Source organism: Syntrophales bacterium (assembly GCA_035363115.1).
Lineage (GTDB): Bacteria > Desulfobacterota > Syntrophia > Syntrophales > PHBD01 > PHBD01.
Map to the genome: position 1 here is coordinate 432584 of DAOSEM010000001.1, position 16225 is coordinate 448808.

Consider the following 16225-nt stretch of genomic DNA (forward strand, 5'->3'; position numbering starts at 1 on the left):
GACCTTCCGTGATAGAAAACGGGAGCCCTTGCCGGGGTCCCGGTAAATAACGAGGGAGGGGAAACGCGGTTGCTCTTCAATTCCTACGCATTCATCCTGTGTTTCCTGCCCCTTACCCTGATTGTCCTGGCAACCCTTAACAGAAAAGGATGGGCCTCACAAGCCAAAACCGGGCTCGTCCTGGCGTCCCTCGTCTTCTACGGATTCTGGGACTTGCGCGCTCTGCCGGTCCTTCTTTTCTCCGTCTTTTTCAACCACTGGGCGGCCGTCCGGATCGGCGCCGCCGTTCCGGGCGGGCTCCCGCGCCGGCGGTTTCTCGTTCTCGGCGTGGCGGTGAATCTTCTTCTCCTGGGGTTTTTCAAGTACGCCGACTTCTTCCTGGCCAACGCCGGCACCCTGGCGGGAACCCATTTTGCCCCCCTGGGCATCGCGGCCCCCCTGGGCATCAGCTTCTACACATTCATGCAGATCGCCTATCTGGCGGACATCTCCCGGGGCAGCGGCCGCCCCGGCTCCCTGGCGGACGACGCCCTCTTCGGGAGCTTCTTCCCCTACATCGCCTCGGGTCCCATCGTCCGGCACGATGCCCTGACATCCCAGTTTGGAGGATCTTCGGGGCTGCGTGTGACGGCAGAGAACCTGGCCCGGGGCCTCTTCCTCTTCTCCCTGGGGCTCTTCAAGAAGACCGCCCTGGCGGACAACCTGGCGGTCACCGCCACGGGGGGATTCGACTCGGCACCGACGCTGAACTTCATGGAGGCTTGGCTCACCAGCCTTTCCTATACCTTCCAGCTCTATTTCGACTTCAGCGGCTACACGGACATGGCCCTCGGGGTAGCCCTGATGCTGGGGATCACCCTGCCGGCGAACTTCCTGTCCCCTTACAAGGCCGTGAGCCTCCGGGATTTCTGGCGCCGATGGCACATTACCCTGTCGACGTTCCTCCGGGACTACCTCTACATTCCCCTCGGAGGCAACCGGAAGGGGGAGGCACGGACCTACGGGAACCTCCTGGCGACTTTCCTTCTCTGCGGACTGTGGCACGGGGCCGCCTGGACCTTCGTCTTCTGGGGCTTTCTCCACGGGATGGGCATGGTGGTCCAGCGGTTGTGGGACAGGACGGGAATTCACATGCACCGCGCCCTGGCCTGGTTCGTCACCTTCAACTTCATCAACGTCGCCTGGGTCTTCTTCCGGGCCCGGGAGTGGGGAGACGCCCTGAAGGTCCTCAAGGGGATGTGCGGCCTGAACGGATTTGTCCTCTCGAAGAACCTTGCAGAGGTTCTGCTGGTTCGTGAACTGGCGGGGCTGGGCGTCCAGTTCGGGCAGTGGCATGAGCACCTGCCCAAGGCGCCGACGCACCTGTACCTCCTGTGCCTGGCGGCGATCCCGCTGGTCCTGCTGACAAGGAACTCGAACGAGCTGTCGGACCGCTTCACGCCGAACTGGAAAACCGCAACCGCCTTTGCCTTCTTTGCAGCCTGGGGTCTTCTCTCCCTGAACCGGGCGAGCGTGTTCCTCTACTTCAACTTCTAACTCCTCCTGCCGCACTCACTGGAGTTTACAGCGGTTTTGAAATGGAAGCAGGCCGGAACTCCGGCGCCTGCCTGCCCGGCGATACGTGAAGTTGCCCGAATGCAACGTGATCAGGGGTTTGATGACCCTTCCCCTCCCTCCGGCACCTAATCCTGCTTAAGCAATAAAACCGTAATTTCAAGGCATTGCATTCCGTCCGCGCATCGTTTATCTCGCCTTCCATCATGCGGGGGCCGGTTTCGTTCCGTCCGGTCCGCGCCTGAACAAATTCCCCCACAGCCATTCCATTTTCCTGGGTTCTATAAAGGCCCTTCGTGCCTGTCCTACAAAATTTCTGAGGGGAGACGATTGCCGAAATGGGGAAGACCGCGACGAAGCGCTGCCTGTTGCTCTTTTCATGGTTGTTTGCACTTCTGTTTTCTGTTTCGACGGCCTGGTGCGCCTGCGGCGGCGAGCGGATCGGCTACGAGACGCAGCAGATGCAGGTGGGCGCGACACAGGCACTCACGGTCACCGGCGCCAGGCCGGAGGCCTCGTACCGCTGGCGGGTCGCCTCGGGCGGCGGTACCCTTTCGGCGACGACGGAGGCATCCGTCGTGTACACGGCTCCCTCCTCGAACCCGGATTGTGTGAACAATCCCGTCATCACCCTCTCGTCGGACGGCGCCACCTGCGACACCCTGCAGATCGCCGTGCACGGGGCCGGCACCAACGACTGGTATTACCCCGTCTCGAAGGTGGGAGCCGTGGAGGTCTGCCGGGAGCATGCGGACCATACGGCCCTGTGCAGGGCCTGGATCGGATGCGACGGCAACCCCAGTGAGAACTGCCGGCCTCTGGGGCCGAACTGCGGGATGACGTCTTTCTTTTGCAACTCCCATGGCTGGTTCCTGACCCGTCCCTGCAACTCCGAGTCGGCACCCTACAATATCCCTCCGGGGACCTACTGCTCCGGCTCCATGGGACCGACCTACAAGGACATCCGGACCCCCATGATGAAGGCCAACGGCTGCTGTCCCGCGGCGCTGCTTCCGGCGGAGCCTCCGCCCCCGGCCTGCGACGTGTCGGTGACGTCCTTCGGCGGGACCTCGACGGCCATCGACGTCCACAACGGGGGGCGGGTGGTCTTCACCGGGACGATCGCCTCCTCGGACCCGGTCTCCTGGAGGGTGACCGTGGCGGGGAAGAAGATCGGCGAGGGGACCGGCCTGGCCGTCTCGGTTCCCTGGGACGGAAGACTGGACGGCCAGGTCGCAGAGATCGGCCGGACCTGGCCGGTGAAGCTGGTCGTGGAGACAACCGACGGCCGGTGCAGCACCGAGGGGGAGACCACCGTCACCGTGACGGCCTCGGAGAAGGACTGCAAGATGCAGGTCCATGTCGGCTCCTCGGCCCACCTGGCGGCGGGGAGCCTCTCTGAGCCCCTTCTCCTGTTCCGCCTTCCGGGCTCCCGGATGATGCCGGAGTTCAGCCTTTCCTATGACAGCGGCGGAGAAAAAGGGGTCCTGGGAATCGGCTGGACCCACGACTACCTGGAAACCCTGACGGCCATTTCTGACGAGGACCGGTACGTCTGGCGGGACGGCCAGGGCGGCCGGCTGGTGCTGTACCGGAACGGCGAGGTCCACACCCCGGAGCACTCCTCCTGGCCGGCCCTGGCGAAGAACACCGACGGGACGTACGACCTCTGCTCCCGGGACCTGACCCACCGCCTCTTCGACGCCTCCGGCAGGCTCATGGCCATCCTGGACCGGAACGGCAACACCGTCAGCCTGACGTATGATGCAGGAAACAGACTCGCCGCCGTCACCGATCCGGCGGGCCGGAAGATTGTCTTCGGCTACGATGCCGCAGGCCTCCTCGGCATGGTCACCGATCCCAACGGCAACACCCACGCCTTCACCTACGCCGGCGACACCCTGACGGGGATCGCAACCTCCAGGCCCTCGGGTGCGCACTTCTGGAGATTTTCCTATAATGATCAGGGCCTCCTGACGGCGAAGACGGACCCCCGGGGCCACGAGACCCGATACACCTACGACGGGAACCGCCGCCTCGCCGGGACGACGGATCCCGAGGGGAAGACCCGGGAGATCCGGTACGATCCGGAATCCTCTTGGTCCACCCTGACGGAGAAGGACGGGGGGACTTGGACCTTCCGGTACGACCCCGTTCTCGGCGTCCTCCTGGAGAGGACGGACCCCCTGGGCCACACGACCCGTTACGGCTATGACGGGAACCGGAACCTGGTCCGACAGACGGAGCCCGACGGGAGCGAGAGCGCCTACACCTACGACGGCTACGGCAACCTTTCCTCGGTCACGGATCCCCTGGGGAAGACCACGTGCTTCACCTATAACGGCCAAGGCCAGGTCACGTCGGTCACGGACCCCCTGGGACACACCGTCACCTACGGCTACGACGCCCGGGGAAACCTCCTCGCGATCACGGATGCCCAAGGGGCCGTCACCCGGTATGCCCATGACGACCGGGGCAATGTCACCGGCATCACCGACGCGTTGGGGAGGACGATGGTCCTGGCCTACGACGCCTCGGGCAACCTCGTCTCCGTCACGGACCCGGAGAAGAGCACCGCGACCCTGGGCTACGACAGCCTGGGCAACCGGGTCCGGATGAAGGACGCCCTGGGGAACGCCACCACGTTTGACTTCGACAGCCTGAACCGGCTCATCCGGATCACCGATCCCCTGGGTCATGCCACCCGCCTGACGCGGGATCCCGCCGGCAATCCGCTGACGGTGACCGACCCCAACGGCCACGCCACGGGCTACACCTACAACTACAGAGACCGGGTGACCGGGATCACTGACGCCCTGGGACAGCATACGATACTTACTTACGGCGGGTCGTCCTGCCCCTCCTGCGGCGGCGGGGCGGACAAACTGACGGCGGTGACGGACGCGAAGGGACAGACCACGACCTTCGAGTACGACTTGGCGGGAAGGCGGACGAAGGAGACGGATCCCCTGGGGAACGCCACCTCCCATGCTTACGATGCCCGGGGAAACCTGGCCGCCCTGACGCGGCCCGACGGAAGGACCATTGCCTACCGGTATGACTGGAACGGAAGGCTCCTGGAAAAGGTCTTCTCCGACGGCTCGACCGCCGCCTTCCGGTATGACGATGCGGGGAACCTGGTCTATGCAGGGAATCAACACATCGCCTACCAGTTCACCTACGACGCAAACCGCCGGGTGACGGAGGTCGTCGATTCCGAGGGCCGGCGGATCCGCTACTCCTACGATGCCCTGGGGAACCGGACGGAGATGGTCACGCCGGAGGGGAAGGCCGTTTCCTACACGTACGACCTCAACGGCCGCCTCACCGGGATCGGGACGGCAAACGCAGAAGGGGACAGCCCGGAGAGCGGCAGCGGGAATGCAAGCAGCGGAACCTACAACTTTACCTACGACTCGGCGGGGAGGAGGACCCTGCTGGCCCGGCCGGGCGGGACGACCACAGCCTACAGCTACGATGCCGGGAGCCGTCTGCTGAAGATCCTCCACCGGGACAGGGACGGCCGGACCCTCGACACCGTCGGCTACACCCACGACAACACCGGCAACCGGGTCACCCGGGAGGAGAAGGACAGGACCGTCTCCTACGGCTATGATGCCGTGGACCGCCTGACGGAGGCATCCCCCAAGCCGAAATCCGCAAAGGGGATCCTGGGGAAGCTCCTCGAGGAGATTGCGAAGAAGCTGAAGGAAGGCTATGAGTACGACGCCGTGGGGAACCGGGTCCGGGGCCCCGGAAAGAACGACAGCCAGGCCCATGACGCGGGGAACCGGCTCCTGGAGGACCGGGATCACCGCTACGAGTACGATGCCAACGGCAACCTTGTCCGGAAGACCGGAACAGGCCCCCTTGGCGCCGTCACCACCTACCGCTACGATGACGAGAACAACCTGATCGGGGCGGAGATTGCCCTGGGTCCCCTCACCACGGAGATCGAGTACGCCTACGATCCCTTCGGGAGGCGGATCGCAAAAACAGTCAAACGGGAGATCGAGCTGGGGGACCGGGAGTTCAGCATCCCGGCACCCCGGACGATCCGGTACGTCTACGACAACGAGGACGTGATCCTGGAATACCTGAAGCACGGGGACAGGGAGGCGCGCACGGCCTCCTATCTCCACGGCCCCGGGATCGACGAGCCCCTGGCGGTGGAGAGGCGTCGGCCGCCGCTCTTCGGGAACGGCGGATTCGAGGTATTCGATTACCTGGCCGACGGCCTGGGCTCCGTCACCGGCCTGACCGACTCCAAGGGCCGCCTGGTCCAGCGCTACGAGTACGACTCTTTCGGGAACCCGCTGGCGATCAACCCGCTGATCGTCCAGCCCTATGCCTTCACCGGCCGGGAGTACGACCCCGAGACGGGGCTCTACTACTACCGGGCAAGATATTACGATCCCAAGGCGGGACGGTTCATCACCAGGGACCCCATCGGCTTCGCCGGGGGGGATGTGAACCTGTTTTCATATGTCTGGAACGGGCCTGCCACTCATGTCGATCCCTTTGGTCTGGCGGGCGACGGGCAGAAGGCATTTGACGAGTACTACAACAACCCGGCGAACTGGATCACCGGCGGCCTGGGACCTTATATACAAGTGTCGAAGGGGCACAGTGATTTCTATGCAAGTGACCGGTTCGACTGGACGAAGGAGGATAGAGGCTTAACTGCCCCTGAGCTTCCGTGGATAGGGACCTATTGGCACTTCCGTAGTCTTCATGAAACGGTAGGCGACATTTTGGATGCCATTGCTAAATGCAATAAAGATTCATTTGAAAGGGCTATACACGATATGCATGATGTCACCTTTCATTATGATAAAGGGTATCGATGGTGGACTCTCGGGCACTTGAAAGAATTCCCAACCCCTTACGACCCAGATAATGATTTGGCTGCTTGGAATAAGTCTCAGAAGAGAACTCTATATTTTGTGAATATGTGGAACAATAAATGTGGGTGTAAATAAATACTAACATAATTGTGCTTGGATAGCGAAAGGATTAGGAAGATGCAACTAAAAAAGAATTATCCTTGGATATTCTGGTCCATTTTGATTACCCCTCCACTTGCGTTCCTATCTCTAACATCTGTTCTTGGGGAAGGAACGAGGGGGGGCTTCTTTCTGCAATTGTTTTTCCCTTATACATATCTTTTTTTCAATATTGACTATTCAATTCTTATAGGGTTCTTCCTATACATCTTCTACGGAATGATCATAACGATAGCGGAGAAATATGGAAGAAAAAAGGAAGCCATTAGAATTATTGTTATATCGCATGTATCATCGCTATTGTTTTGCATCTTTTTAACTAGATAACTATAACCTTATAGAAATCCTGAACGTCATTTCCGTGATTTATCTGTATCAGAACGCGATGTTTCTGCAGCCATAGCAATATGCAATAAGGACTTATTCCAAAGGGCGATGCATCGACGTCAAGATTATTTCTCCCACTATGCGAAAGGCTACCGTTGGGCACCCTTCCGAATCCTGAAAAATCTTGGTTTTGGACATATCTTTGATTTTAATGCACCGGATGAAGATGTTCGCGCGTGGCAACTGGCACAGAAATGGACAAATAAGGGTTGGCTAAAGCAATGGAACATAAATTGTAACTGCAAGAAAAGATGAGAGGCAGTCGATGAATAAGCAAAAACGTCTAGCCCGTATAGTATTCTTCGTTGTTTTAACATTTGTGATTTCATTTTCAATGAGTGGAAAGAGTTTTGCGAAGGACATTCAATACACCGTTACAAAAAGAACCGACGGCGGATACACACTAAAAATTGTATGTAAAAAGAGGATTTGGAAACCAATCACAGCAGAAGGCTTTTTCCCGGTACAGGAAACAAATCACGAGATCGATTTTATTGGAAGAGGAGAAGATTTGTCTTACCGGGCCAGACCCGGTTATTACTATTCGCTGAACAAGATAGAGAGTAAATCCAAGTCTTGGGACCTTGGTTACGCATGGGTCGATCCGGAGCGAAAGTATCTATATCTGAACCTTTATTGGATTAAGGTTCCCGATGATCTGGCGCCCATAAATGCCAATGGCCGCTATCGGTTGGATGAAAAAGTAGATTGAAAGTATGGATTTAAACTGCTCAATTTCAAAGACATATGCATCAAGGTCAGGATTATTTCGTTCATTAACGAAAAAACCTTGGCAGAAAATGGTACTATCTGATTCCTGACCCTAATAATGACAACAATTCTTGGAATGATGCACACTTAGGGACAATAAAATCGGTAAAGAAATGGAAGGCAAAATGCGGTTATTGCGAAAAGTGATATTCTTGTTCATTGGCTTTGCAATTGCAGAGATACTTTACAAGTATCTATTTATGAATATTTTCGGCGGATTGCTTTCCAATGTGGATGTTCCAGGAAGCAGTCTTATCATTCTTTCACTATATATAGTTAGGCCAATATGTATTCTGGCCGGAAGTGTTGTCACTGGTTATAACTTAAACATGGTGTACGATGAAACATATTGGGGGAAATATGTTTATAATCCAGGCATACTAGTTTCACTTATTATGTTAATTGATTTAATAACGCGTATCTATAACTATGGTTTTGGTAAATTGGCACATCGAATGGATGATATCATGGGATGGCTTATATGTTCATTAATCTATGTAATAGTGTCATCATTTGGAGTTTATTGCGGCAATAAAATGAGGATGAGAAAGAATGGTATAATAAAAAATTAAATACATGACTAAGAATTCCAGATTTTCCATAAGTATTAATGCAGAGGCATTTCATGGACGCCTATGGCAGCATCATGGATGTCCGAAGCGCGATAAACATTTGTCACAAAGATAAATTTGAAAGGGCGGGACATCGGCTTGAAGATTATTCGTTTCATGCAAAGAAAGGTTATGGAAAATTTTGGGGGCATTTATTTGATTCTTTGATCGGCAAGGACCCCGATGACGATCCCGCTGCATGGAAGTGGTCTAATAAAATGACAAAGATGTTTGTCGATGAGTGGAATAAAAAATGTGGCTGTAGAAAATGATGGTTCACCAATACCCGATTGATGTTGTGAGGGGTGATATGAACAAAGTTAAACTCTTTAAAATTCAATACCCATATATTTATAAATCGATTGTTTGGACGCCGCTATTGGCCTTCTTCACAATCTTAACAGGCGGCGCTGGTCACGGTGTCTATATATTTATTAAGTTGCTTTATCCATATTCCGTGCTGATTGCCGGTGCCATGAATGGAGAACATGCCGAATTTGTGTTTGTGATTGGTCTTTTCTTATACATTCTCTATGGTCTCATTCTCACCGTTGCCAAGCGAAAGGGAAATGAAAAACGCATACTACGAATTATTTGTTTTATACATGGTGTGGCATTTGTGTTGTGTATAATTGTTTACCCGACTCCTTTTTGATTATTGTAGAGTGCAAATAATTGTGTTTGTTGATGTGGCTTGTTTATATCCAACTGGTTTCATTATGATTCTGTAAAAAAGCAGAATACAGAAATGATTGGATTGAGAAGGAAATATCCGTGGATCTTTCGGTCCATTGTCGCAACGCCGATCCTTGTTTTGATATCTTTGTCGTCCATTCTCGGAGAGGGAGGAGCGAGTGGCTTCTTTCTGCAATTGTTCTTTCCTTATACGTATTTCTTCGACCTTAATTATTCTCTTGTCTTAGGTTTCTTTCTTTATATTATATATGGAGTCATACTTACAATTACGGAAGAAAAAAGAAAATTTAAGGAAGTCCTCCGACTACTCGTTGTATCTCACATTGCATCTTTCTTCCTGTGCGTATTTCTGTCTTGATTATGAATCTAAAAATTCTATCGTGTTTATATGTTTATGAATCCGTATAACTTCTATTTCTTAAATAACTATTTGTCCCCAACTATGCCTGTCATATCTACATACAGCCATCATCCATCCTTTGCGGTCCTGAATTACGCCCTGTTGCCTCAACCGGATGAGTAACCGCTGCCCAAAAGGGCATGCTCCCGGCGGATCTCCTTTCCATTCAGCGGATCCGCAAGGGGATTCTGTTGCCTGAAACCGGCGGCGGGCAGGTTCATCCAACCGGTTGAGGGGCGGATTTCGGGCCGATCCTTTCGTTTCTGTTACGGAAAGGATTGGGTGAATGATTTCGGATCGTTATCGAATGTTTCTCGCGGCCCTTCTGCTGTCCGTCCTGGTGCTCGCCGTATACTTCAATGTCCAGCATTTCGATTTCATCCAAATGGACGATCCCCAGTACGTCGTACAGAGCGAAATTGTCACGGGCGGCCTGAGCTGGGACGGGATGCTAAAGGCTTTCTCGACGGTTCAGGTTGCGAACTGGCACCCTTTGACGACTCTCTCCTTCATGCTGGACTATCAACTCTTTCGATTGAATGCCGCGGCATACCACTGGAACAACGTTCTTCTGCACCTGCTCGCCAGCCTCCTGCTCCTGGGAACCATGAACCGCATCACGAAAGCGTTCTGGCAGAGTTTCTTCGTTGCGCTGCTTTTCGCCCTTCATCCCCTGCACGTGGAGTCGGTCGCCTGGATATCCGAGCGCAAGGATGTTCTGAGCGCCCTTTTCTGTTTTCTGACGATCTATGCTTACAGCCGCTATACAGAAAAGCCCTCCATCGCGAACTATTCAGCGGTGATTCTGAGTTATGCGGCCGGACTGATGACGAAGCCCATGCTGGTCACGCTGCCCTTCGTCCTGCTGCTCCTGGATTACTGGCCCCTGAAGCGTTTTGATATGAGCCAGCTGAAAAAGAATGTTCATCTCGTTTACGAAAAGACGCCGCTCTTCGTCCTGTCCGCTGCGTCCTGCATCGTGACTTTCTGTGTCCAGAAAAGCAGCGAAGCTGTCGTGTCTGTGGATTTGATCTCCCTGCCGGCTCGAATTTCCAATGCCCTGGTTTCCTATGCCAAGTACCTGGCGATGACGTTCCGGCCTGTCGATCTGGCCGTTTTCTATCCGCATCCGGGAATGCCGTCCCTCGAACTGCTGCTGCCCAGCGTCGCTGTTCTTGTCCTGATCACGGCCGCCGTTCTGTTCCATGCCTCTCGCCGCCCGTATCTGTTCGTCGGCTGGTCCTGGTATCTGGGCACCCTGGTCCCCGTGATCGGCCTCGTACAGGTCGGCGTCCAGGCCATGGCGGACCGTTATACGTATATTCCGCTGGTCGGGATCTTCATCATGATCGCCTGGGGGATCCCGGATCTCCTCAAAACATGGCGCCATAAGAGAATTGCCATGGCAGCGGCGGGCGCCGCCGCTCTCTGCATCCTGACGGTTCTTTCCTGGCGGCAGGTCCAGGCGTGGGAAAACAGCCACATGCTCTTCCGGCATGCCGTCGAGGTGACGCGCGAAAACTCCATTGCCCACAGCAATCTGGCCTTCGCTTACGCCCGGCAGGGAGATATCGAAAAGGCCATCCGGCATTTTGACCAGGCATCGAAAATGACGCCCCATTTTCCCGATACCCATAACAATCTCGGAGTTCTCCTGGCGCAGACCGGGAAATACGAGGAGGCGATCCGGGCGTTCCGGACGGCCTTGAACGAATATCCGGGCTACGAGCTGGCCAGGAAGAACCTGAATGCCTCCCTTGACCTTCTGGCCAGGGAAAAGCGCAAATGAATGATACAACGCCGGGTGCCCGAAACCGCAGGATCTTTTATTTCTTGAAGATCCCCGGAAAGATCGTTATTCTCCCGCCGACTGTGCGGACGGGAAGACACAGAGAGCGGGCAGGGGGGCTCGATGGGAAAGGAAATTCCTGCACGCCGGAGATCCGCCGGAAAGCCCGTGTTTCCCGCACAAAACCCCTAACCGAGCCGGGACGGCCGCCTTCATTCCATGGAAATCCCCGAAAGAAACAACATGCCCTGGCGACGCTGGATTTTTCTATCGGTGGGTCTTGCGGTTCTGGTCGTCGGGCTCTTCGCGGCCTTCAACCTCTACACCGACACCTACGGAATCCGCTGGACGTACTGCGGCCTGATCCTGCGGGGAGAGGACCCGGCGATGGTCCGGACCGGGATGGAGCTGAACCAGCATCTCTACAAGCCCGCTTACATCCTGGCCCACCCGGGGCGCTTCGACTCCCTCCTCTTCGGCTCCTCCCGGGCGGGGGCGATCGACGTGGCCTCGATCCCGGGGGGGCGCTACTACAACATGAACTACGCGGCGGGTCTTCCGGCCGAGCATCTGGAGATCCTGAAGGTCCTGCTTGCCAATGGGGTCCGCGTCCGGAACGTCGCGGTGGCCCTGGATGAATTTTCTTTCCGGATTCGACCGGAGGATCACCGGAAGGAGCTTCTTCGGATTCCCCACCCGCTCGTCACGGGGGAGTCCTGGCTCCGCATCTTCGGCCGGTATTTTCTCCGGGTGCCCGAAGGATTCGAGGTGACCGGCGCGGGACGGAAGCTCAGGGGGAAGACAAGGATCCATCCCTTCGAGATGGACAACCGGGGCATGATGCGCATCTGGGGCTCCTTTGAGGAGCAGGTCGAGAAAGACCCCGATGCCTACCGGCGGTCCCCCGTGTTCCGGGAGGAGTCGCCTTCCTACCCCGGCCTTTACATCCCTGAAACGATCGCCGTCCTCCGGGAGATGTCCGATTTGTCCAGGAAATACAATTTCCGCCTGATCCTGTTCATCAATCCCATCCACTGGCGAGTCTATCTGAAGAACGCCGACGCCCTCCAGGCCTTCAAGCGGGAACTGGTCAAGGTCTCTCCTTTTTATGACTTCAGCGGCCTCAATGCCGTCACCACGGATAACCTGAACTACTACGAGACATCCCACTACCGGTACGGCATCGGGGAGCGGATTGTGGACAGGATTTTCCGGGAGGATCCCGCCGGTCGCCCGGGGGATTTCGGCCGGTACGTCACGGCGAACAACCTGGAGGAGGTCCTGGTCCGGGAGCGGGACGAAACGGCCCGGTTCCTGGCATCGCACCCGGAGGTGCGGGCTTCAGCGGTCCAGCCCCAGAAAGACAATCCTCAGGGGCTTGAAGCGTCGCAACAGGAGGAGAGACAGGGCCAGCGACATGACAAAGCCCGCCCCCGCTGAAGTCAGGTAGAGCGTCCATCCCCGCCCGAAGCCCGTGAGAAACAGGGCGTGACTCACATAGATATCCAGCGTGAGCGTTCCCAGCCGGCAAAGCGCCGCCTGGATCCGGCTTCGTGCCGCTGCCTGGAGGATAAACGCCGCCATGCCGATGCCGCAGAAGGCCACCAGGTCCTTGTAGATCGAGGCGATGAGCCGGGCCGGACCGGAGGCGCCGAGGAAATCCACCAGCCAGGGGTAGAACCGGGGCAGTTCGTTCTGCCGCCAGAAAGGCGCCAGGAGCGGAAACAGGATGGCCGCCACGATCGGCAGCCGGTTCCACGAGGGGGACAGGGCGAACCGGTATTTCGAGACGAGGAAGCCGGCGGCGTAAAAGATCAGGTGGTGCTGGACCTCCGGGACGGCCAGCCAGTCCGTCCGGATCAGGCGGACGGCAAAGACCGCCAGGATCACCGCCGCGTCCTCCCATTTTTCCCATCCCGCCTTCCGCATTCCCCGGATCGCCAGGAAGAGAATGCCGCTGGCCAGGAAGAGGACCCAGAGGAACCACAGGCCGACGGCCGGGGCGTGGAGCAGCTCGATGTACGATCCGGCGAGGCTCTCCGAGGCATAGCTTCCCCGGACGGCGTAGTAGACGGCGTGCCAGGCGAAAAAGGGAACGACCAGGCGGCGGAGCTGCCGTCCCAGGTAGGCTGCCGCCGGCCTGTTGAGGGACCGGGGCAGGACCCAGCCGCTGAGGAAGAAGAACAGCGGCATCGTGAAGGAGAAGACGAAGATGAACAGGGGGTTGTCGCGGAACCGCGGGTCGTGGGCCAGGACGGCGTGTCCGAAGACGACAAGCAGAATTCCGGCCCCCTTCATGGCATCGATGAGGCGGTCCCGGTTTCCCTCGGGGTAGGGCGGCATGGCGAACAGGGACCGGAGACCGGCGGTGATGGAACGTTCCCCGCCTTCCGGCTTTCCGGAGTTTCCGGAGTGTTCAGCCATGGCTCCGGATCTCCTCGAGGACGGTCCGGTAACGATCCTGTTTCCGCTTCGTTTCTTCCTTCCCGGGTGAAAGAAGAGTTTCCATCCCCAGCGTCCAGAGGCGCCAGCGGGCCTGGAATTCCTGGAGGCGGCGGATCCGGGCGACCGATTCGGGCCGGTAGTGCTTCCGGTAAAAGAGGTACTCGGCCCGGACCTTCCGCCGGACGACGTCCGCCGAGGGCGAGTCCTGCTCGCTCCCGCCGCCGGCATGAAAAATCACGGCGTCGTCGATGAAGCCGATCTCCCGCCCTGCCCGCCGGATCCGCAGACAGAGGTCCTGGTCCTCCCCGTAGAGGAAAAAGTCTTCGTCGAATCCTCCCAGGCTCCGGATCAGGTCCGCCGGGGCGAACATGGCCGCCCCCAGGACGGCAGCAATCCGGCCGGGCAGGCTTGCCAGTTCCCCCCGGGTGTGCCGCTCTCCGGGATAGCGAAGGGAGACGGACTCCTGGGGCGATCCGTCGGGATTGATCATCCGGGCCCCCGCCAGGCCCACGGCCGGGTGGGCGTCCAGGTAGGCGATCCCGGCGGTCAGGGCGCCGGGCCGAAGCTCGGTGTCGGGATTGAGGTAGAGCAGGCATCGCCCCCGGCACAGCGGCAGGGCCTGGTTGTTCGCCGCGGCGAATCCCCGGTTGTCCGAATTCCGGATGAGACGGACTTGCGGGAAGTCCCGCTCCACCAGGTCCGCGCTGCCATCCCGCGAGGCGTTGTCGACGACGAAGACCTCCTTGTCCGCCGGATCCGTCGCCAGGACGGAGGAAAGGCAGGGGCCGAGGAATTGCTGCGTATTGTAAGTGACGATGATGACGGAGAGTTCCATTGCATGCATCCTTAACGGACCGGGCGGATACCGTCAAGGGGGATTGAGCGGGAGCATGCGCCGGCCGATCCCGCTGTTGACTCTCCGCCTGAAAAGGGATAGCAGAGAAGCCCTTGAAAAACAGACCTGCACGGGAAAGGAAGGGGTATGTTCAGAAAAACAATCTCACCGAGAATATCCGAGACGAACGCGGCGCGGCACATCGGCCACAACGCGATCCCGGTCTGGCTGGAGGAGGGATTCATCGAGATCCTGCGGCTCTTCAGCGACGACCCCACGGGGGATCCGGCCGTGGCCATGGTGAACATGAATATCGATTTCCTGGGGGAGATCTTCTTCGGCACGGACGTGGAGCTCACGACGGCCGTGAAGAAGCTCGGCAACACCAGCGTCGTCCTGCACCAGGAGATTTACCAGAAAGGGAAGCTCTGCGTGCGTGCGGCCGTGACCTTTGTCCACTTCGACTTCCAGACGAAGAAATCAAAACCGGTCTCGGAGGAGGCCCTCCGGAGGCTCCAGGAGCACTTGATCGCGGGAAACTGAGTGCGATTCGGCCGGCCCTGCTCCGGCGGTTTTCAGACGTTCCGGCCATGCAGCAGCCGGCGGTAGTGCTCCTCCACCCGCGCGGCTGCCTTTTCCCAGGTGTGCTCCAGGGCGGTGCGTCGGGCCGCCTCGCCCATGCGCTCCCGCTCCCGGGGGTTGAGAAGGGTGCTCAGGATCGCCGCCACCTCGGCGGGCCGCTGGGGATCCTCGATGACGTAGCCGTTCTCCCCGGGGATCACGATGTCCCGGGCGCCGACGGTGCCGCTGACGGCCACGGGAAGACCCGCCGCCATGGCCTCCAGGACCACCATGCCGAAGGTGTCGAATGTGGAGAGCATGGCGTAGACGTCCGATGCCAGGTACACCTTCGCCAGTTCCTCCCGGGGAATCGGACCGGTGAAGAGGATCCGGTCGTCGATGTCCAGCCTCTGGGCGATTTCGCGGTACTTCTTTTCGTTCCCCCGTCCCACCACCAGCAGCCGGAAGGGCTCCGTGGGCCTCCGGAGCTTGATCTCCGAGAGGCCCGCCATGATCCGGTCCAGCCCCTTGACCTCGAAGTTCATGGAGACGAAGAGGATCACCGGCTCCCGGAGTCCGATCTGCAGGTGCTGCCGGACCTCGCGGCGGCACTCCTCGCGGTCCAGCCCCTCGTACATCCCGGTGTCCACCCCGGGATGGTGCACTTCGACCCTTGAGGGCTCCAGCCCGTATTCGTCGATGTAGAGTTTCCGGGTCAGCTCCGAGACGGCAAAGAACCCGGAACAGCGGTCTCCGGTGACAAGCTTCCGCTCCACCCAGGCGGTGGCCCGGTCGAAAAGGCTCATGAAGGGCTTCTCCCGGACACCGTAGACCCAGTATTTGTGGGGGGTCCCGTGCATCGTGAAGAGGTCCGCCGCGAAAATCCGGTCGTGGGTGTGGATGAGGTCGATGCCCAGGGACTCCATCTCCTTCGCGGCGTAGAGGGCGAAACTGGGGGTGACGAAGAAGCGGGGGAAGGGGATGACGGAGACGCGGTGAAACGTCACGTTGTCGGAGCGCCGGACCCACCGGTTGGCGAAGACGTGCATCTCCCACTCGGGATTCAGGGCGAGCCGCTCCGTGAGCTCCGCCACAAAGCCTTCGGCGCCGCCCACCGTCCCGTACTTGGGAATGACTACGCCGATCCTCTTCCGCCGTTCCTTCATCTGC

At 58.1% G+C, this 16225-nt stretch carries 12 protein-coding genes; 9 read left to right on the top strand and 3 right to left on the bottom strand.

The window, feature by feature from the left end:
• Positions 1-69: 69 nt before the first annotated feature.
• The 8 genes from PLO63_01900 (at position 70) to PLO63_01935 (ending at position 12654) form a co-directional block, all read left to right on the top strand.
• Positions 70-1536 carry an MBOAT family protein gene (locus PLO63_01900; GenBank protein ID HOI72875.1) on the top strand — a complete coding sequence of 489 codons (1467 nt, stop codon included), beginning with the start codon at positions 70-72 and terminating at the stop codon, positions 1534-1536.
• Positions 1537-1892: 356 nt separating this feature from the next.
• On the top strand, positions 1893-6536 hold the full coding sequence (locus PLO63_01905; protein HOI72876.1) for an RHS repeat-associated core domain-containing protein: 4644 nt from the start codon (positions 1893-1895) through the stop codon (positions 6534-6536).
• A gap of 676 nt (positions 6537-7212) precedes the next feature.
• A complete protein-coding gene (locus PLO63_01910) occupies positions 7213-7659 on the top strand; it encodes a hypothetical protein (protein ID HOI72877.1) in 447 nt (148 codons plus the stop codon).
• 172 nt (positions 7660-7831) lie between these two features.
• On the top strand, positions 7832-8290 hold the full coding sequence (locus tag PLO63_01915) for a hypothetical protein (GenBank protein ID HOI72878.1): 459 nt from the start codon (positions 7832-7834) through the stop codon (positions 8288-8290).
• 53 nt (positions 8291-8343) lie between these two features.
• Positions 8344-8601, top strand: a complete 258-nt coding sequence (locus PLO63_01920) for a hypothetical protein (GenBank protein HOI72879.1) — start codon at positions 8344-8346, stop codon at positions 8599-8601.
• Between the two features lie 38 nt (positions 8602-8639).
• Positions 8640-8984: a hypothetical protein gene (locus PLO63_01925; GenBank protein HOI72880.1), complete on the top strand. Its 345-nt coding sequence runs from the start codon at positions 8640-8642 to the stop codon at positions 8982-8984.
• Between the two features lie 727 nt (positions 8985-9711).
• Positions 9712-11214: a tetratricopeptide repeat protein gene (locus tag PLO63_01930; protein ID HOI72881.1), complete on the top strand. Its 1503-nt coding sequence runs from the start codon at positions 9712-9714 to the stop codon at positions 11212-11214.
• A gap of 243 nt (positions 11215-11457) precedes the next feature.
• On the top strand, positions 11458-12654 hold the full coding sequence (locus PLO63_01935) for a hypothetical protein (GenBank protein HOI72882.1): 1197 nt from the start codon (positions 11458-11460) through the stop codon (positions 12652-12654).
• Here PLO63_01935 and PLO63_01940 read toward each other — a convergent pair.
• Both PLO63_01940 and PLO63_01945 read right to left on the bottom strand, forming a co-directional pair.
• Positions 12556-13638: an acyltransferase family protein gene (locus PLO63_01940; GenBank protein ID HOI72883.1), complete on the bottom strand. Its 1083-nt coding sequence runs from the start codon at positions 13636-13638 to the stop codon at positions 12556-12558. The two genes, PLO63_01935 and PLO63_01940, sit on opposite strands and share 99 nt — an antisense overlap.
• On the bottom strand, positions 13631-14494 hold the full coding sequence (locus PLO63_01945) for a glycosyltransferase family 2 protein (GenBank protein HOI72884.1): 864 nt from the start codon (positions 14492-14494) through the stop codon (positions 13631-13633). Before PLO63_01945 ends, PLO63_01940 begins: the two co-directional genes overlap by 8 nt.
• Before the next feature lie 147 nt (positions 14495-14641).
• On the opposite strand from PLO63_01945, the gene PLO63_01950 reads away from it, so the two are divergent.
• Positions 14642-15037, top strand: coding sequence for a thioesterase family protein (locus PLO63_01950; protein ID HOI72885.1), 396 nt, complete (start codon positions 14642-14644; stop codon positions 15035-15037).
• Positions 15038-15069: 32 nt separating this feature from the next.
• Here the strand turns inward: PLO63_01950 and PLO63_01955 are convergent, their stop codons facing one another.
• The gene (locus PLO63_01955; GenBank protein ID HOI72886.1) at positions 15070-16221 is read right to left on the bottom strand and encodes a glycosyltransferase family 4 protein; all 1152 of its coding nucleotides are present in this window, start codon (positions 16219-16221) and stop codon (positions 15070-15072) included.
• Positions 16222-16225 lie beyond the last annotated feature (4 nt).

Excerpts from the sequence above, each read along its gene's own strand:
- PLO63_01905 (HOI72876.1), top strand. The coding sequence starts at position 1,893 with ATGGGGAAGACCGCGACGAAGCGCTGCCTGTTGCTCTTTTCATGGTTG.
- PLO63_01940 (HOI72883.1), bottom strand. The coding sequence starts at position 13,638 with ATGGCTGAACACTCCGGAAACTCCGGAAAGCCGGAAGGCGGGGAACGT.
- PLO63_01950 (HOI72885.1), top strand. The coding sequence starts at position 14,642 with ATGTTCAGAAAAACAATCTCACCGAGAATATCCGAGACGAACGCGGCG.
- PLO63_01910 (HOI72877.1), top strand. The coding sequence starts at position 7,213 with ATGAATAAGCAAAAACGTCTAGCCCGTATAGTATTCTTCGTTGTTTTA.
- PLO63_01925 (HOI72880.1), top strand. The coding sequence starts at position 8,640 with ATGAACAAAGTTAAACTCTTTAAAATTCAATACCCATATATTTATAAA.
- PLO63_01935 (HOI72882.1), top strand. The coding sequence starts at position 11,458 with ATGCCCTGGCGACGCTGGATTTTTCTATCGGTGGGTCTTGCGGTTCTG.
- PLO63_01945 (HOI72884.1), bottom strand. The coding sequence starts at position 14,494 with ATGGAACTCTCCGTCATCATCGTCACTTACAATACGCAGCAATTCCTC.
- PLO63_01920 (HOI72879.1), top strand. The coding sequence starts at position 8,344 with ATGGACGCCTATGGCAGCATCATGGATGTCCGAAGCGCGATAAACATT.
- PLO63_01915 (HOI72878.1), top strand. The coding sequence starts at position 7,832 with ATGGAAGGCAAAATGCGGTTATTGCGAAAAGTGATATTCTTGTTCATT.
- PLO63_01930 (HOI72881.1), top strand. The coding sequence starts at position 9,712 with ATGATTTCGGATCGTTATCGAATGTTTCTCGCGGCCCTTCTGCTGTCC.
- PLO63_01955 (HOI72886.1), bottom strand. The coding sequence starts at position 16,221 with ATGAAGGAACGGCGGAAGAGGATCGGCGTAGTCATTCCCAAGTACGGG.